General features: G+C 61.9%; 25 protein-coding genes. 24 read left to right on the forward strand and 1 reads right to left on the reverse strand.

What is annotated here, in order from left to right; genetic code table 11:
• Nucleotides 1-95 precede the first annotated feature (95 nt).
• The gene (locus V5E97_RS03115; protein WP_406697826.1) at nt 96-989 is read right to left on the reverse strand and encodes a serine hydrolase; all 894 of its coding nucleotides are present in this window, start codon (nt 987-989) and stop codon (nt 96-98) included.
• Nucleotides 990-1456: 467 nt separating this feature from the next.
• Here V5E97_RS03115 and fusA point away from each other — a divergent pair, with 467 nt between their 5' ends.
• From fusA to rpmJ, 24 genes are all read left to right on the forward strand, one after another.
• The gene (fusA, locus tag V5E97_RS03120) at nt 1457-3565 is read left to right on the forward strand and encodes an elongation factor G (RefSeq protein ID WP_406697827.1); all 2109 of its coding nucleotides are present in this window, start codon (nt 1457-1459) and stop codon (nt 3563-3565) included.
• Between the two features lie 473 nt (nt 3566-4038).
• Nucleotides 4039-4335 (forward strand): 30S ribosomal protein S10, encoded by a 297-nt coding sequence (gene rpsJ, locus V5E97_RS03125; protein ID WP_020467431.1) that lies wholly within the window; start codon nt 4039-4041, stop codon nt 4333-4335.
• A 259-nt stretch (nt 4336-4594) separates the two neighbouring features.
• On the forward strand, nt 4595-5227 hold the full coding sequence (rplC, locus tag V5E97_RS03130; protein ID WP_406697828.1) for a 50S ribosomal protein L3: 633 nt from the start codon (nt 4595-4597) through the stop codon (nt 5225-5227).
• 49 nt (nt 5228-5276) lie between these two features.
• Entirely contained in the window at nt 5277-6020 is a 744-nt protein-coding gene (rplD, locus tag V5E97_RS03135) for a 50S ribosomal protein L4 (RefSeq protein WP_406697829.1), read from the forward strand.
• 5 nt (nt 6021-6025) lie between these two features.
• A complete protein-coding gene (gene rplW / locus V5E97_RS03140; RefSeq protein ID WP_015244103.1) occupies nt 6026-6352 on the forward strand; it encodes a 50S ribosomal protein L23 in 327 nt (108 codons plus the stop codon).
• A 61-nt stretch (nt 6353-6413) separates the two neighbouring features.
• Entirely contained in the window at nt 6414-7274 is an 861-nt protein-coding gene (gene rplB, locus V5E97_RS03145; protein WP_406697830.1) for a 50S ribosomal protein L2, read from the forward strand.
• A gap of 186 nt (nt 7275-7460) precedes the next feature.
• Nucleotides 7461-7742 (forward strand): 30S ribosomal protein S19, encoded by a 282-nt coding sequence (gene rpsS / locus V5E97_RS03150; RefSeq protein ID WP_406697831.1) that lies wholly within the window; start codon nt 7461-7463, stop codon nt 7740-7742.
• A gap of 29 nt (nt 7743-7771) precedes the next feature.
• The gene (rplV, locus tag V5E97_RS03155; RefSeq protein ID WP_015244100.1) at nt 7772-8146 is read left to right on the forward strand and encodes a 50S ribosomal protein L22; all 375 of its coding nucleotides are present in this window, start codon (nt 7772-7774) and stop codon (nt 8144-8146) included.
• Nucleotides 8147-8164: 18 nt separating this feature from the next.
• Entirely contained in the window at nt 8165-8869 is a 705-nt protein-coding gene (gene rpsC, locus V5E97_RS03160) for a 30S ribosomal protein S3 (protein WP_015244099.1), read from the forward strand.
• Nucleotides 8808-9227, forward strand: coding sequence for a 50S ribosomal protein L16 (gene rplP, locus V5E97_RS03165; protein WP_406697832.1), 420 nt, complete (start codon nt 8808-8810; stop codon nt 9225-9227). The genes rpsC and rplP overlap by 62 nt, the downstream gene beginning before the upstream one ends.
• A 100-nt stretch (nt 9228-9327) precedes the next feature.
• A complete protein-coding gene (gene rpmC, locus V5E97_RS03170; RefSeq protein ID WP_074309808.1) occupies nt 9328-9555 on the forward strand; it encodes a 50S ribosomal protein L29 in 228 nt (75 codons plus the stop codon).
• 113 nt (nt 9556-9668) lie between these two features.
• A complete protein-coding gene (gene rpsQ, locus V5E97_RS03175) occupies nt 9669-9917 on the forward strand; it encodes a 30S ribosomal protein S17 (protein WP_254053763.1) in 249 nt (82 codons plus the stop codon).
• 114 nt (nt 9918-10031) lie between these two features.
• A complete protein-coding gene (rplN, locus tag V5E97_RS03180) occupies nt 10032-10412 on the forward strand; it encodes a 50S ribosomal protein L14 (RefSeq protein ID WP_406697833.1) in 381 nt (126 codons plus the stop codon).
• A gap of 99 nt (nt 10413-10511) precedes the next feature.
• On the forward strand, nt 10512-10883 hold the full coding sequence (rplX, locus tag V5E97_RS03185; protein WP_406697834.1) for a 50S ribosomal protein L24: 372 nt from the start codon (nt 10512-10514) through the stop codon (nt 10881-10883).
• A gap of 50 nt (nt 10884-10933) precedes the next feature.
• Nucleotides 10934-11491: a 50S ribosomal protein L5 gene (gene rplE / locus V5E97_RS03190; RefSeq protein ID WP_406697835.1), complete on the forward strand. Its 558-nt coding sequence runs from the start codon at nt 10934-10936 to the stop codon at nt 11489-11491.
• A gap of 75 nt (nt 11492-11566) precedes the next feature.
• A complete protein-coding gene (locus tag V5E97_RS03195) occupies nt 11567-11752 on the forward strand; it encodes a type Z 30S ribosomal protein S14 (protein WP_074309801.1) in 186 nt (61 codons plus the stop codon).
• Between the two features lie 139 nt (nt 11753-11891).
• Entirely contained in the window at nt 11892-12287 is a 396-nt protein-coding gene (gene rpsH, locus V5E97_RS03200) for a 30S ribosomal protein S8 (protein ID WP_074309799.1), read from the forward strand.
• 171 nt (nt 12288-12458) lie between these two features.
• Nucleotides 12459-13010, forward strand: coding sequence for a 50S ribosomal protein L6 (gene rplF, locus V5E97_RS03205; RefSeq protein ID WP_406697836.1), 552 nt, complete (start codon nt 12459-12461; stop codon nt 13008-13010).
• A 92-nt stretch (nt 13011-13102) separates the two neighbouring features.
• A complete protein-coding gene (gene rplR / locus V5E97_RS03210) occupies nt 13103-13471 on the forward strand; it encodes a 50S ribosomal protein L18 (protein ID WP_015244089.1) in 369 nt (122 codons plus the stop codon).
• Nucleotides 13472-13483: 12 nt separating this feature from the next.
• On the forward strand, nt 13484-13969 hold the full coding sequence (gene rpsE, locus V5E97_RS03215; protein ID WP_074309794.1) for a 30S ribosomal protein S5: 486 nt from the start codon (nt 13484-13486) through the stop codon (nt 13967-13969).
• The gene (rplO, locus tag V5E97_RS03220; RefSeq protein ID WP_406697837.1) at nt 13969-14421 is read left to right on the forward strand and encodes a 50S ribosomal protein L15; all 453 of its coding nucleotides are present in this window, start codon (nt 13969-13971) and stop codon (nt 14419-14421) included. The genes rpsE and rplO overlap by 1 nt, the downstream gene beginning before the upstream one ends.
• Before the next feature lie 149 nt (nt 14422-14570).
• On the forward strand, nt 14571-15947 hold the full coding sequence (secY, locus tag V5E97_RS03225; RefSeq protein ID WP_406697838.1) for a preprotein translocase subunit SecY: 1377 nt from the start codon (nt 14571-14573) through the stop codon (nt 15945-15947).
• A gap of 106 nt (nt 15948-16053) precedes the next feature.
• Nucleotides 16054-16836, forward strand: coding sequence for a type I methionyl aminopeptidase (map, locus tag V5E97_RS03230; RefSeq protein ID WP_406697839.1), 783 nt, complete (start codon nt 16054-16056; stop codon nt 16834-16836).
• Between the two features lie 229 nt (nt 16837-17065).
• A complete protein-coding gene (gene rpmJ / locus V5E97_RS03235) occupies nt 17066-17179 on the forward strand; it encodes a 50S ribosomal protein L36 (protein WP_015244084.1) in 114 nt (37 codons plus the stop codon).
• Nucleotides 17180-17183 lie beyond the last annotated feature (4 nt).

The raw sequence follows: 17183 nt of genomic DNA on the forward strand, positions 1-17183 counted from the left end.
TGAGATGAAGAACGAGGCGGGGGGTTTGGACGGAAGCCAAACCACCTCGCCTTTCTGTTTATGACCCACAAGGACCACGCGAGCGACGCAGTCGTTCATTGGCCGAGAGCCTCTTCATACACCACTCGGGAAACCCGCGCGATGAGTTCCTGAGCCTTCGATGGATCCTGGATCCCCCGCGTCAGCACGACCAGCACATAGGGTGAGCGGCCGGCTGGTTCAACAATGGCCGCGTCGTGAAGAATCCCCGTGATCGACCCCGTCTTGTGCGCCACCGAGACGCCGGCGGGAAGCCCCGCCGGAATTCCCTTGTTGAATTTCTGGCCACGCAGGATGGCCAGCATCTCGTCCGACGCCTTCGGAGAGACGACCCGACGCGCGGCAAGCTGCCGGAGGATCGTCGCCAGGCCGCGGGCTGTCGTCTCGTTGTTCAGGCCGCGGGCGAACGCGCGGCTGTCCTCGACCCCTCGAAGCACGCGGATCTCCCCAGCACCCAGCGACTTCATCAGTTCCGACACGCGAGCCGCCGTCACCCGCTCGATCAAGAGGTTCGTGGCCAGGTTGCTGCTCTCGGTGATCATCAGGCGGACGAGCTCGCGGACGGTTCGCTCCTCACCCAGGTGACGGTAAAGGGTCATTTCGGAGTCGTCCGCGGCGTCGATCGTGAACCGGCTGCCGTCGGCGATGCTCGCAAAATCGTTTTTGAGCTTGATCGGCCCATCCAGGGAGAGAGTTCCCTCCTCGGCCTGGCGGAAGACCTCCATCATGACCGGCACCTTCATCGTGCTGGCCGGGTGGATTCGCTCGTCCCCTTTGATAAAAACGTGCTCACCATTCGCCAGGTTTTCATAAGCCACCGCGACATCGCCCTCTCCCTCGACGATCGCCCGGAGGGATCGTTCAAGGGCGGCGGTCCTGGATGTTCGTCCTGATTCCTGACCGGAAACGCGAGGGGGCAAACCCCAGAGCATTGCGAGAGAAGCGAGCAAGAAGACGGCTCCACTCGAACGCCACCTCAGGTCGTGGTGTCCCGCCGACTGGGGACGGGCCGGCAAGCAAGCTGCTTCTGGATCTTGCGTTCGCAATTGAGGAGTCCCCAATGATTCGGAGATTCAAGGCCGACGAACCGAGGGTCCAAGTGACTCCGAAATCGGCTTGCCGTTCAAGCAAGTCCGCTCGAATCGAACCCACTCGGCCAGGTTCCCGCATCTTTCAACACTTCCATAGCCAGCACAAGGGAGCAACACCCCGGCGTCTCGCGCCATCGATCCGTGGAAACGTCCGAACCAGAGTCTCCATCCCAAAGAGGATGGTTCGGTGCGGATGCTCTTCCGCATTGGTGCGCGACATGCGCTGTGTTTCGGCCTCACGCACGTTAAGCTAGAACCTTGTCGAATCGAACCCACCCGACCCGGCTCCCAGCCCGTTTTCTTACGCAACGCAACGGATAGCCACCATGGATAGCAGCGACCCAGCGCATCTGCAATCGATCCGTAACATCGGCATCATTGCGCACATCGACGCCGGTAAGACGACCACGACCGAGCGGATCCTCTATTACACGGGCGAGATCCACCGGATGGGAGACGTGGACAAAGGGTCCACGACGACCGACTACCTCGAGGAAGAACGCGAACGCGGGATCACGATCGTCGCCGCGGCCATCACCTGCCGCTGGAAAGACGTGACGATCAACATCATCGACACCCCCGGCCACGTCGACTTCACGGCCGAGGTCGAGCGATCGCTCCGCGTCCTCGACGGCGCGGTCGTGATCTTCTCGGCCGTCGAGGGGGTCGAGGCCCAGAGCGAAACCGTCTGGCGGCAGGCGACCAAGTATCACGTCCCTCGCCTCTGCTTCATCAACAAGATGGACCGGATCGGCGCGGAGTTCGACCGTGTCTTCGCCGAAATCCAGGACCGGCTCGAGAGCCACCCGATCCCGATCCAGATCCCGATCGGCGCCGGTCCTGAAGGGACGATGGGCGAATTCCAGGGCCTGATCGACCTGATCACGATGAAAGCCCTCCACTTTACGACCGAGGATCTCGGCTCGACCTTCACCGAGGGAGAAATCCCCGAGGCCCTGCTCCCCAACGCCCAGCTCTGGCGCGAGCGGATGATCGACTCCCTGGCCGATTTCGACGAGCCGTTCGCCGAGGCCTATATGGCCCACCTCGAAGGGGCCGAGCTGACCGAGGAGCAGATCGTCGCCGGCCTCCGCCGGGCCGCCCTGACAGGGCTGGCGCAGCCGGTCCTCTGTGGCTCCAGCTTCAAATACGTGGGCGTCCAGCAGCTCCTGAACGCGGTCGCCGCGTATCTCCCCAGCCCACTCGACCGGCCGCCTGTCGTCGGCCACCACCCGAAAAAAGGGACCGAGATCGTCCGCAAGCCGAGCCCCAACGAACCCTTCTGCGGACTCGTCTTCAAGATCACGAACGACCAGCACGGCGACCTCTCGTTCGTGCGAATCTACTCGGGCGAATTGAAGTCCGGGAGCCGGGTCTATAACCCCGGACGCGACAAGAAAGAGAACTGCTCGCGGCTCTACCACATCCGCGCGGACGACCGCGAGAAGGTCGAGCGGGCCGAGTCGGGGGACATCGTCGGCGTGGTCGGCCTGAAGGACTCGGTCACCGGCGATACCCTCTGCGATGCCGCCCACCCGATCCTCCTCGAAAAAATCGAGTTCCCCGAGACGGTCATCAGCATGTCGATCGAGCCGGTCAGCTCGTCCGACAAGGGGAAACTCGCCGATACCCTGGGAGCTTTGGCCCGCGAAGACCCCACTTTCTCCTACAAGGTCAACGAAGAGACCGGGCAGACCTTGATCTCAGGAATGGGGGAACTCCACCTGGAGATCCTCAAAAACCGGATGATCCGCGACTTCAAGCTCAAGGTCCATGTCGGCCGGCCGCGGGTCAGCTACCGCGAAACGATCAAGAAGGCGGTCAAGCGCGTGCAAGGGGTCTGCATCCGTCAGACCGGCGGGTCGGGGCTCTACGCCAAGGTGACGATCGACCTCGAGCCGGAAACCCAGCCCAAGGGAGCGCCGGTCCTCGCGTTCGTCAATCGGCTCAAGGGGGGCGTGATCCCAGGCGAGTTCCTCGGTGCGATCGAGGCCGGGATCCGCGAAGAGGCCAAGTCAGGAGGCCGCACCGGCTTCCCCTTGGTCGACCTCAAGGTGACCCTGATCGACGGTGACACCCACGACGTCGACTCCAACGAACACGCCTTCCGGTTCGCCGCGGCCGACGCCCTGAGCAAGGCGGTCCAGGAAGCAGGGGCCGTCCTCCTCGAGCCGATCATGAAGCTCGAGGTCGTCACCCCGGAGGACTACCTGGGCAACATCACGGGCGACCTCTCCAGCCGCCGTGCCCTGATCGACAAGACGTTCACCCGCGGCAAGTTGATGGTCGTCGAAGCCCGTGCCCCCCTGGAAAAGATGTTCGGCTACTCGACGGCCGTTCGGAGTCTCAGCCAGGGGCGCGCCAGCTACTCGATGGAACCGCTGGAGTACGCCGCAGCGCCGGACAGCATGCTCGAAAGCCTGGCCGGAGGCTAAAAGCGCAAACAAGATCGACGGCCCCCTGACCGCGGTGGAGCGTTTCCCGTCCGAGTGACGATAACGCTCTGGTGCGGCCGGGAGGCCGGTTCAAACGGCTCGGGGCACTCCAAATCGAACCGGAAGAGCGGGCTTGCCATGAAGCCCCCCGCAGGGCAGTCACCATGGTTCATTCAAGAAGCAACACCTCTCCCCAAAAAGAATTGCGAAGACCCGGTGAGTCGCCCTTCCAAGTCGGACAATATGTGCTATTACCCTACCGAGAGCGGCCTCGCAAGCCTCGCCAAAGCGTCTTCTCAAAAAAGTCCCACGAGTTTCATTGACTTCGCTCTAGACGGTCGTTACATTCTTACTTTCCCGCTTGACATGCGGGCTGTGATGGACGTCAAGGGAAGGCCGACGGGTCGGCGGTCGTCGGGAAGCGAAGGGAACCACGCGTGGCGGGTATCAGCAACGAACGGATACGCATCCGGATGGAAGCGTACGACCACACGATTCTTGACCAATCGGCCAAGGACATCGTTGACACGGCCAAGCGAACAGAGGCGATCGTCCACGGACCGATTCCGCTTCCCACCCGGATCGAGCGCTACACGGTGCTCCGAAGCCCGCACATCGACAAGAAGTCGCGGGAACAGTTCGAGATCCGGACGCACAAGCGGCTGATCGACATCGTTCAGCCCACCAACAAGACAATTGACGCCCTCAACAAACTGAGCCTACCGGCGGGCGTGGATATCAAGATCAAGGCATCCCCCTCCGGGGCTTGATCGAATCAGTCCGCGGACGCTGGCGTGAGGGCCGGGAGCGGGGTGGCTGAGGAACGACGGGGCTTCGGCCCGGTGACGGCCTCGGCGTCGAAGGAAGTCAGGGCACGGGAATCGGCCCTGGAACTTCATCCAGCAGCGGCGATGCTATCGTCGCTGCGGCCCTCACGTGATTCCGCAGAACAAATATTGATGCGAACAACTTCGCCGGGCGGCGGCCTCTGAATGCCCGGGTAGGGACGACTGACGACGGAGTTTTGTGATGCGCGTCGGATTGCTCGGCCGCAAAGTCGGCATGACACAGATCTATGAAGCCGACGGCACGGCCGTCCCGATCACGGTCCTGGAGTGCGGCCCGTGTACCGTGCTTCAGGTCCGGACCGAGGAACGGGACGGCTACCACGCCGTGCAACTCGGCTACGCTGACAAAAAGCGAAAGAACGCGACCCAAGCGGCGCGTGGCCACGCTAAGAAAGTGGACGCCGAACCGAAGCGATTTATCCGCGAGCTCCGTCAAGACGGGCCCACGGAAGTCGCAGAGGGACAGACCCTGACGGTTGAGGTCTTCAACGAGATCGGCCGGGTCGACGTCATCGGCACCAGCAAGGGGCGCGGTTTCTCCGGCGTCTTGAAGCGACACGGCTTCAAGGGCTTGCGAGCCACGCACGGTGTCAAGCGAATGCACCGCCACCCTGGCTCCTCAGGGCCGAGTGCTGACCCGGCTCACACCCGCAAGGGAATCAAAAAGCCAGGCCAGTTCGGCAACGCCCGAATCACGGTGAAAAACCTCAAAGTGGTCCGGGTCGACCTCACTAACAACCTGTTGCTGGTTCGGGGCGCAGTCCCCGGTCCCAACGGCGGCTTCCTTACGATCCGCCAGACGAACAAGGTGTAATCGACCGACGGATCGAATCCGCAAACCTGAAACGCGAAGCGATCGAATCATGCTGACCGTACCCGTGTATAACCCTGCCGGCGAAAAGGTAGGGGAGGAATCGATTGACCCGGCCGACTTCGGCGGTGAGGTCAACAAGCAGCTCCTGCACGACGTGGTGGTAATGCACCGAGCAAACCGTCGCGTCGGCACGGTGAACACGCGTGGCCGAGCCGATGTGGCCGGCTCCGGCAAGAAGCTGTTCCGCCAGAAAGGGACGGGCAACGCCCGTGCCGGATCGAAGCGGACGAACAAGCGAGTGGGTGGCGGTGTCGCCTTCGCCCGCCGCAATCGTGACTACAGCTACGCGATGCCCAAGAAAGCGGTTCGCGCCGCGATCCGCATGGCCCTCTTGTCGAAGTTCCAGGATGGCCAAGCCTTGATCATCGACGGCCTGGCGCCGACGGTGCCCAAGACCAAGCAGGTGGCGCAGGTGCTGCGGGCGATCCGCAGACCCGACATCACCGAGGCCGAAGCCATCATCACCGACGGCGAGACCAAGGCGAAGGCCAAGGATCGAACCCTCGAAGATCGGACGATCCTGATCGGTCTGCCCACGCACGACCCGATCTTCTACCAGAGCGCCCGGAACATCGAGGGGGTCCAGGTGTCCCCGGTGGCCGACTTCAACACCTACGACATCCTCAAGCAGCGCTACCTGCTCTTGACCCGCGAGGCGCTGGCCACCCTCAAGGAACGGGTCAAGGACAAGCCGGTCCGCCGCCCGGCCCAGGCCGCCTCAACGGAGAGCTGAGTCTCATGGTCACGCTTCGTCGTCCACCCCAATATCAGCGCAGCGGACCGGTCCTGGAACCGTACCAGGTCGTCCTCCGCCCGCTGATCACCGAGAAGGCTACCCACCTCTCGGAACGGCACAACGCCTACACCTTCGAGGTCAACCCACTGGCCACGAAGACCGAGATCAAGGCGGCCGTTGAGGTTTTGTTCAACGTGAAAGTGGCCGACGTCCGCACCCAGAACCGCCGCGGCAAGCTCCGCCGGTATCGCCTCAAGGCGGGCCGCATGCGGAACTGGAAAAAGGCGATCGTTGCCCTCCACGAAGATTACCGAATTGACTTTTATTGATATCGACTGAGATCAATCGGCCGGACTGCACCGGACCGGTCCAGCGAAGGACGCGACCCCGATGGGTATCCGCTACTACAAACCGACCAGCCCCGGGCGCCGGAACGCGTCGGTCAGCGATTTTTCCGAGCTGACGGACAAGAACAAGAAGCCCGAAAAGAGCCTGACCGAACCGATCAAAAAGACCGGCGGCCGGAACAATCAAGGTTTCATCACCGCGCGGCACCGCGGCGGCGGCCACAAGCGGATGTACCGGATCATCGATTTCCGGCGCAATGACCGCGACGGCATCCCGGCGCAGGTCACCCACATCGAGTACGACCCGAACCGATCCGCGCGGATCGCCCTGATCGTCTATCCCGACGGCGCGAAGAAGTACATCATCGCTCCCGAAGGATTGAAGGCAGGGATGACCGTGAACAGCGGTCCCGGGGCCGAACCGAAGGTGGGGAACTGCCTGCCACTGTCAAAGATTCCGACCGGCCTCTCGATCCACAACCTCGAGATGCAGCCCGGTGGCGGCGCCAAGCTCTGCCGCTCGGCGGGGGTCTATGCGACCCTGACCGCCCGCGAAGGGACCTGGGCGCAAATCACCCTCCCCTCGGGTGAAGTTCGCCGAATCCCGGCCGCCTGCCGCGCCACCATCGGCGTGGTTGGCAACTCCGACCATATGAACATCCGGCTGGGCAAAGCGGGCCGCAAGCGTTGGCTCGGACGCCGACCCCACGTCCGCGGCGTCGCGATGAACCCGGTCGACCACCCGATGGGTGGTGGTGAAGGGCGAACCTCGGGTGGTCGCCACCCGTGCTCGCCGACTGGCAAGCTGGCCAAGGGGGGTAAGACCCGCCGCCGTCGCAAGCCGTCGAACTCGGCCATCATTCGTCGCCGCCGCAGCGTTCGCTACGGCCAGTTGAAGGTCTAATCGGCCTCGGCATTTATGCCGCGTCCGTCTTACACCGGCCGGTCATCGTCTCCAAGTACGAGGACCGGCCGGGTTGTCTGAAGTGACGTCAAACCGATCCGGGCCGAACGGAATCGAATCCACCGCGAGATCTTGCTCCGTATCTCCACGCAATTGACCCCGAAGGGGGTCTGGGACCTGACACTCATGGGACGTTCGTTAAAGAAAGGCCCGTACGTCGTCGAGCGTTTGCTCGAGAAAGTCTACCGGGCCGACAACAACGGCAGCCGCGAACCCATCAAGACGTGGGCCCGAGCCTGCACGATCGTGCCCGAATTCATTGGCAAGAACTTTGCCATTCACAACGGGCGGAACTTCATCAAGCTGTACGTGACTGAAGATATGGTCGGCCACAAGCTCGGCGAGTTCGCGCCGACCCGGACCTTCAAAGGCCACGGCGGCAAGTCGACCAAGGGCGCCCGCAAGTAATCGCCTATCAACCGCGTGGGAAACCGGCCATGAGCCCTTCATCTGATTATGTCGCAAAGCATCGCTTCGCCCGAATCTCGGTGCGTAAGCTTCGCCCGATCCTCGACTTGGTGCGCGGCAAGTATGCCGACGACGCCATGGATACTCTCAAGTACCTGCCCCACCGCGGGGCACGGATGATCGAGCAAGTCCTCAAAAGCGCGATGGCCAACGCCGAGGATCGCGGCATCCGCAACGTCGGCGACCTGGTGGTCGTCGATGCCCGCGGCGATGGGGGCCCGATGTTCAAACGGCTGATGCCTCGGGCGCGAGGAATGGCTTACATGATTCGCCGCCGGAGCGCCCACATCGAGATCGGCCTGGCCGACCTGGCGGCCGTCCCCGTGACCTCGGACAACGACTAACCAAGAGGACGCCGATCCATGGGCCAGAAAACTCATCCGACCGGATTCCGCGTCGGCATCATGGAGGACTGGCGAAGTCGCTGGTACGCCTCCAAGCACGAATTCAGCGACCTGCTGGTCGAAGACTTCAAAATTCGCAAGTTCATCAAGGGGAAATACAGCTATGCTGGCATCCCCAAGATTGAAATCGAGCGAACCCGCGACGCTGTGACCGTTTTTCTGTCCACCGCGCGACCGGGCATCATCATCGGTCGCAAAGGGGCCGAGGTCGACCGACTCAAGGATGAACTCCAAGAGCTCACCGGCCGCCGGATCGAGGTCAAGATCGTCGAGGTCACCCGACCCGAGATCGACGCCCAGCTGATCAGCGAAGATATCGCCGAACAGCTCCAGAAGCGGTCGAGCTTCCGCCGTACCATGAAACGTGCTCTCGAGCAGACCATGGACGGAGGCGCTCGCGGCGTCAAGATTCAACTGTCAGGCCGTCTCGGCGGCTCCGAAATGTCAAGGACCGAGTCGGCCAACCTCGGATCGATCCCCCTGAGCACGCTCCGGGCCAAGATCGACTACGGCTTCCACGAAGCGAAGACGGCGCAGGGCCATATCGGGATCAAAGTGTGGGTCAACCAAGGCGATTACCTGAAGACGGAGGGCGGCACCGATGGCCATGATGCCCAAGCGGGTCAAGTACCGAAAAAGCCAAAAAGGCCGCGTAAAAGGTAACGCGACTCGCGGCAACTACGTCGCCTTCGGCGAGTATGGCCTTCAATCGCTCGAGCCGGGCAAGATCAGCGCCCAGACGATCGAGGCCGGCCGCGTGGTCGCAAGCCAGTCGGTCAAGGGGGGCGGGAAGCTCTTCATCCGAATCTTCCCCCACAAGAGCGTCACCTCGATTCCCGCCGAAACCCGGATGGGTAAAGGTAAGGGCGAAGTCGAGTACTGGGCAGCCGTCGTCAAGCCGGGTACAGTCCTGTACGAGATCGGTGGTGTGAGTGAAGAACTGGCCCGGGCCACCCTCGCTCGCGTTTCCCACAAACTTCCTGTTGCCTGCCGGTTCGTGACGCGGCGGCCCACGCTATAATTTCCCACTCCTCGGCGCCAGGTCGGCTCGAGGGACTTCGACGATCAACCAATCGGACAGCGATAACTCCGCGAGCCGACGCCGCCAGGAGAAAGCGAACATGAGCAAGACTGCCGAGCTCCGCGAACAGACCGACGAGCAGCTCGACTTGCTGCTGAAAGAAACTCAGCAGAACCTGTTCCGGCTCCGCCTCCAGAGTGAGACCGAGCGGCTCGAGGCACCCAGCGAGATCATCAAGGCCAAACGGGAGATCGCTCGCATCAAGACGATCCTCCGGCTCCGTGAGATCGAGCGGGAACAAACCGTCGCTACGGCCACCACCCCATAACCTCGGAAACGAACCGGTAACCTGCGATGAGCCAACCGACAACCACACCCGACACCACCGCCGACGCCCGCTCCAGGCGTACGACGGAGATCGGGGTCGTGACTTCCGACAAGATGAACAAGACCCGGCGGGTCGAGGTCGAAATCCTCTTCCCCCACCCCAAGTACGGTAAACTGCTCCGCCATCGGACGGTCTGCCACGCGCACGACGAAACGAACGTCTCGCACCTGGGTGACGTGGTCGAAATCATGGAGACCCGCCCGCTCTCGAAGCTCAAGCGGTGGCGGATCGTCCGGATCGTTCGGCAAGGTGCCCAGCAGGCCCTGGCCGGCGAAGGTGAGGCGGCACAGAAGCCGGCCTGATTCCGTGTGTAAAAGGTGGACGTCGTCCACCTTTTTCTTGGTTTGGATCGGTGGGCCACGTCCACCTTTCTACTTATAAGAGAATCGCGGGCATCCCCTTAGGTAGCGTGTCCCATGATCCAGATGCAAACGCGGCTTGACGTCGCCGACAACAGCGGGGCCAAGGAAGTCATGTGCTTCAAGGTCCTTGGTGGTAGCGCCTCGCACTACAAGCGACGCACCGCCGGGATCGGCGACATCATCATCGCCAGCGTCAAGAAGGCCAGCCCCGGAAGCGACGTCAAGGCGGGGGACGTTGTCCGTTGCGTGATCGTCCGCGTCCGCAACTCGACGCGCCGCATTGACGGCTCCTATGTCAGGTTCGACCGCAACGCCGTCGTCCTGATCGACAACGAGAAAAACCCACGCGGGACCCGGATCTTCGGCGCCATCGCCCGTGAGCTCCGCGAACGCCAGTTCATGAAGATCATCAGCTTGGCCTCCGAAGTGGTCTAAACTCCCCGGTTTCGCAAGGGTGGGAGCGGCCCGCCAAGCCTGGAAGAAGACCGGTGGGGCGTCCCCACACTCAAACGACGACTCCGCTAAGAGCTGACTATGCAAATTCGCAAAGACGATCAGGTAGAGGTGATCACGGGCGACGACAAAGGTAGCCCCACCAATCGCAAGATCGCCAAGGTGCTCCGTGTCCTCCCCGAGAAGAACAAGATCGTCGTCGAGGGGGTCAACCGAGTCTGGAAGCACCTGAAACCGAGCGCCAAGAATCAGCAGGGGGGCCGGCTCTCCAAAGAGATGCCGATCGACGCATCCAACGTGATGCTCTATTGCCCTTCCTGCAAACGAGGTGTCCGGATCGGTCACCGCTTCGCCGAAAATGGCCAGAAGCAACGGTACTGCAAGGCGTGCTCGGCCAGTCTCGGTAGTGTCGGCCCCGTCAAGCCGGCTCACGCCACGGCCGACAAGAAATAAATCTCGAAGCCAAAGAGAAAACGCATCTCCGCGTTTGAAGGACGACCGGAATGGCTCGTTTGCACGAACAGTATCAGACGACAATCGCTCCGGCGATTGCCGAGAAGTTCAACCTGACCAACAAGATGGCGATCCCCAAGCTTGAGAAGGTCGTCATCAACATGGGGGTCGGCCGCGCCACGCAAGACAAGGCCCTGCTCGACGTCGCCGTCGATAGCCTGACCAAGATCAGCGGCCAAAAGCCTGTGATCACCAAGGCCAAGGTCTCGGTCTCCGGGTTCCGACTCCGCGAAGGTAACGAAATCGGCTGCAAGGTCACCCTTCGTGGCAAGCGGATGTACGAGTTCCTCGACCGCTTGATCTCGATCGCCCTGCCTCGTATTCGTGACTTTCGCGGCGTGAATCTCAACAGCTTCGACGGTCACGGCAACTACACCCTCGGCCTCGCCGAGCAGGTCGTCTTTCCCGAGATCGACGCCGACCGACTCCAACACACCCAGGGCATGGATATCACCATCGTCACGACCGCTGACAATGATGACCAGGCCCGGGAACTCTTGCGTGCCATCGGCATGCCCTTCCGTCAACCCCAGCAGAAGTCCCGTTGAGCCGTTCGACGGGCACCGTCGTCCGGATCGAATTCACAGGAATGACCCTCTATCCCAGGTGACGGTGAGACAGCGATGTCGACCAAAGCCCAGATGATCAAGTCGCTGAGCACTCCCAAGTTCGCGGTTCGACACCGCAACCGGTGCAAGCTCTGCGGCCGCCCCCGTGCCGTCTATCGCAAATTCGGAATCTGCCGAATCTGCTTCCGTAACCTGGCCGCCCGCGGCCTGATTCCGGGTGTCAAGAAAGCCAGCTGGTAAATCCAGCTGATCGGGCTTGTCGGCCCCAGTCCGACTCGCCGCATCGAATAATCCCGCCGCGCCGACGCGGCCTTCCCGGCGACTGTCTCGCCGGCCCAAGGCGCGTTACCCGTGGTGGTTGATGGGACTTGCCCCTGCCATGATGACCGACCCGATCGCCGACATGCTCACCCGGATCCGCAACGCGACCCGGATCGAGCGTCCCCTGGTCGAGATGCCCACCTCGAAGATCCGCCGCGGGATCGCTCAGGTGCTCAAGGATGAAGGCTATATTTGGGAGTTCGAAGAACTCGACACTCTCCCCGCCAAGACCCTTCGCCTGCACATGAAGTACGGGCCGAACGGCGAGCGACTGATCACCCGGATCGATCGCGTTAGCAAGCCCGGCTGCCGGGTCTATCGCGGCTACAAGGATCTGCGGCCGGTCCTAGGGGGCATGGGCATTCAGATCCTCAGCACCCCCAACGGGGTTGTTAGCGACCGCCGCGCCCGCACCGATAAGGTCGGCGGCGAGGTCCTCGCCCTGATCCATTGATGTCGACCCTTGAACCCCTTCGCCCGATGGCGGAGGTCACGTTGGGATTGGCGCCCAGTCGTCGTCATCCCACGGAGTTCGGGTCTCTTACGGATCTCACCGAATCGCATCGCGGCGGCGAGGGCGGTCGGTCTCCCAGATGGTGCTCAAGAGCGAGAGGATGACGGTCCCATGTCCCGTATCGGTCGCAAGCCGGTGCCTGTACCGGCCAATGTGAAAGTTTCAGTGGCCGACTCGACGGTCAACGTCGAAGGTCCCAAAGGAAAGTTGACGTTTACGTATCGGCCCGAGATCGAGGTCAAGTACGATGAGTCTGGCAACCAGATTCTCGTCACCCGATCCGACGACGAACGCGAGAGCCGGTCGCTCCACGGCCTGACCCGCAGCCTGGTCGCCAACATGGTCCAGGGGGTCACCGACGGTTACACCCGCAAGCTCGAGATCGTCGGGGTCGGCTATCAGGCTCAACTGAAGAAGGCCAACACCGTGGCGCTTCAGGTCGGGTTCGCCAACCAGATCGTGCTCGAGGCTCCCGCGGGAGTCACCGTGACGATCCCCGACCCCACGCACATCGTGATCACCGGATCCGACAAGCAGGCGGTCGGCCAGTTTGCCGCAGTGGTCCGCAAGGTCCGCCCCCCCGAACCCTACAAGGGCAAGGGCATCCGCTACGAGGGCGAGGTTGTCCGCCGCAAGGCTGGCAAGGCGTTCGGCTCGAAGTAATCGTCCGCATACTCTGAATCCAAGAACTTAGGGCTGGACGCCCGGCCGATCCCGGCCGTCCCTCAACCCCAAGCATTGCAAAGGATCATCCGGTGAACGAGCGCAAACAGGTGCAAGCGAGGAGGCTGCGACGGCAACGGCACGTCCGCAAGCGAATCTTCGGCACCCCCGAACGGCCTCGCCTGGCCATCTTCCGCAGTTCCAAGCACATCTACGCCCAAGTCATCAACGACCAGGACGGAACGACTCTGGCTTCGGCCAGCACGCTCGACTCCGAGGTCCGCGGCGAGCAGGCTTACGGTGGCAACAAGGCCGCCGCCACGGCCGTTGGACGCAAGGTTGCCGAACGGGCCAAACAGGCTGGTATTGACAAGATTTGTTTCGACCGTCGAAGCTACAAGTACCATGGCAGGGTTCAGGCCCTCGCCGACGCCGCCCGTGAGGCGGGACTGCAATTCTAATAGGAGCCCGCCGTGTCGAGCGACAGTCGTGAACGAGGGGAGTGGTCGGAAAGCGTCGTGGCCATCCGCCGCTGCGCCGCGGTCGTCAAGGGAGGCCGCCGCTTTAGCTTCAACGCCCTGGTCGTCGTCGGCAACAGCCGAGGACAGGTGGCGTGGGGTTACGGCAAGGCCAACGAAGTCCCCCCTGCGGTCGAGAAGGGCGTCAAAGACGCTCACAAGCAGATGAATCGGGTCAACCTCCGCGGCGGAACGATCCCCCACCGCGTGATCGGTAAGTTTGGCGCAGCACGCGTCGTCATGCTCCCGGCCAGCCCGGGTACCGGTGTGATCGCCGGTGGCGCCGTCCGCGCCGTGGTGCAAGCAGCCGGCATCACGGATATTCTGACCAAGAGCTACGGCTCCACCAACAAGCTCAACCTGGTCAAGGCGGCGATCAACGCCCTGACGCAACTGCGGACCAAAGACGAAGTCGCACGTCTGCGGGGAGTGGCTCTCTAATGCAACTTCACGACGTCGATCAAGGCATTCATAAGCATAAGAAGCGGAAGCGGATCGGCCGCGGAATCGGGTCGGGCCACGGCAAGACCTCGGGCAAGGGACACAAGGGTCACTCCTCCCGCCAGGGGTTCAAGTACAACGCCCTGTTCGAAGGCGGTCAGATGCCTCTGGCCCGCCGCGTTCCGAAGCGCGGGTTCGTCAACGGCGCGTTCCGCAAGGACTACGCGATCCTCAACCTCGCCGCACTCGAGGCCTGCTACGAAGCGGGGGTCGTGATCAACGAAGAAGTCCTGCGCACACGCGGCCTGGTCAAAGGTCGGCACGACGACGGGGTGAAAATCCTGGGTGAGGGCGAACTGACCAAAGCCTTCACCGTTCATGCCAACAAGTTCAGCGAATCGGCCGTCGCCAAGATCATCGCGGCGGGCGGCACCGCGGTCGTTGTCCAATAAGAGGTAACCAAGGCGGATCCGTCCGCTGGCTCCAGGGGCTACGTTTTCGCGCGTGGCCCTTGTCTGTCGTATCCGCCGTCTTCTCTTTTTTGCCGACTACCGTCGGGTCCGCAATTTGAGTGCCTGCAGCCTTAAGGAGGCGTCCCGCCGTGGGCAAGCTCTACACGATCCTATTCAAGGTGCCTGAGCTTCAGCGCAAGATCCTGATGACGCTGATGTTCCTGGCGATCTATCGGCTCGGGTTCTACGTCCCCTTGCCGATCGTTAATCAGGACCAGCTCAAGAACTGGCAAGAACAGCAGAGCCAGAACGCCGCGGGCAAGCTCTTCGGCACGGTCGCCATGTTCGGTGGCACCTCGATCGGGATGAGCACCATCTTCGGCCTTGGGATCATGCCGTACATCTCCGCCTCGATCATCTTCCAGCTCCTCGGGAGCGTCGTCCCATCGCTTGAAGCGATGATGAAGGAGGGCGAGAGCGGGCGGAAGAAGATCAATGAGTACACCCGGTATGCCACAGTCATACTCTGTGCGATTCAAAGCGCCTTCTGGGTGCAATACATGATGAGTCCACAGATGGGGGTCGTCTTACCAGAACATCAAAACTTCTGGGACGGCTTAGTCTGTGTCTCGATCATGACCGCTGGCACGATCTTCCTGATGTGGATCGGCGAGCAGATTGACGAGTACGGCATCGGCAACGGGATCAGCCTCTTGATCATGGCTGGGATCCTGGCGCGGATGCCCTTGGCAATGAAACAACTCTGGGAAAACGCCACTCCCCGCCTCACGGCGGACGCGGGCAAGTACCCACTGACCACCGTGGTCCTGCTCATCGGCCTCTTCGTCGCCGTCGTCGTCGGTGTGATCGCGATCACCGAAAGCCAACGACGGATCCCGACGCAGTCGGCCAAGCATGTCCGAGGCCGGCGCGTCTTCGGCGGGACCCGGCAATACCTCCCGCTGAAGGTCAACCAGGCGGGTGTGATGCCGATCATCTTCGCCTCCAGCCTGCTCATCTTCCCCTCATTTATCCTGAACGGATTGGCGAGGGCGACAGCGGCTTGGCGCACTGATACCTGGAGTATCTGGTCCGCGATTGCGACGTTTGCCCAAGAACTGTCGGACGCGTTTCAGAAGCAGGGTTACATCTACACGTTGTTCTACATCGTGTTGATCTACTTCTTCTGCTACTTCTGGACGGCAATCACGTTCAATCCGAAGGATATGTCGGAAAACCTGAAGGACTACGGCAGCTTCATCCCGGGCTACCGCCCCGGACGTCGCACGGCGGATTATCTCGAGAAGGTCATGCTCCGCATCACCTATGTCGGTGCCGCCTTCTTGAGCTTGGTCGCAGTCATTCCGACCGTCGTTCAGAACGCCTTGAACGTCGACTTCACGATCGCGTCATTCCTCGGTGGTACGGGGCTCTTGATCGTCATCAGCGTCTGCCTGGACCTGGTGCAGAAGATCGATAGCCACTTGATCATGAGGAATTACGGTGGCCTAGTGAGCAAACGTTGATCGGGACGATATCGGCTCGGGCAAGCGCCAAGAGACGAGACGCGTCAGGGATTGTAGCGACACTGTCCTCCGCCTCTTCGCGGATCGGATTGAAACGAAACGAATCGTGCTCAAGCTGAAAAGCCCCCGTGAAATCGCACTGATGCGCGAGGCGGGGCGAGTGGTTGCCCAGGCTCTCGACCGGGTTCGCCAACTCGCCGTGCCTGGCGTGACCACCGCCGAGCTCGACGACGCGGTTGCTGCCATCTTCCGCGAACATAAGGCCATCCCCTTGTTCCGAGGCTATCCCAGCTCGGTCAAGGGGAAGCCGCCGTTCCCGGCTGTCATCTGCGCGAGTGTCAACGAACAGGTCGTCCACGGTATTCCCAATCGCCGCCCCCTTCGTGAAGGGGACATTGTGTCGATTGATACCGGCTGCAAGATCAATGGCTGGTGTGGTGACTCGGCCGTCACGTTGCCGATCGGCGCCATTCAGCCCGAGGTCCAGAAGCTCCTGGACGTCACGTCCGAGACACTCAACCTGGCGATTCGGGCCATGAGTCGCTGTCAGACCTGGTCCGAAGTGGCCGGCCTGATGGAACAATACGTGAAGAGCCAGGGGATGTACGTGGTCGAGAAGTTTGTCGGCCACGGCATCGGTCAGGACATGCACGAAGAGCCGCAAGTCCCGAACTTTGTCAGCAAGTCCCTGCGCAAACACGACATTCGAATCGAGCCGGGACTCGTGCTCGCAATCGAGCCAATGGTCTCCATGGGGACCAAGGATGTTCGGACCCTCGACGACGGTTGGACCGTTGAAACCAAGGATCGACGGGCCAGCGCTCACTTTGAACACACCGTCGCCATGACCTCGGAGGGCCCGCGCGTCCTGACCTACCTGGAAGACTGATTCAAGAGCCAACCGGACCGGCGACCTTCCTCTTCGGAAAAGTCAAGGTCGGCCCCGTTGGCAATCCTCCTTCACTTGGATGATTCCGGTCTTGCGGAATCTCGGGGTGGTTTGTATATTGGCCCAATTCGGCCTCAGGACTGGATTGGGATTCTCTACGAGGCGACCCAAACCGAGGGCTGCCTCGTGGTTCGGCCTCGCGATGTTAGGAAAGAGAGTTGGGAGTCCGATGAAGATCCGATCCAGCGTCAAGCGGATTTGCGAACACTGCAAGATCGTTCGCCGCCGGGGTAAAGTGTACGTGATCTGCGAAAACCCCCGCCACAAGCAGCGGCAAGGCTGAGGAC

Origin of the sequence: Singulisphaera photorubra, from assembly GCF_045290345.1 — a bacterium.
In the GTDB taxonomy this organism is placed as follows: Bacteria; Planctomycetota; Planctomycetia; order Isosphaerales; family Isosphaeraceae; genus Singulisphaera.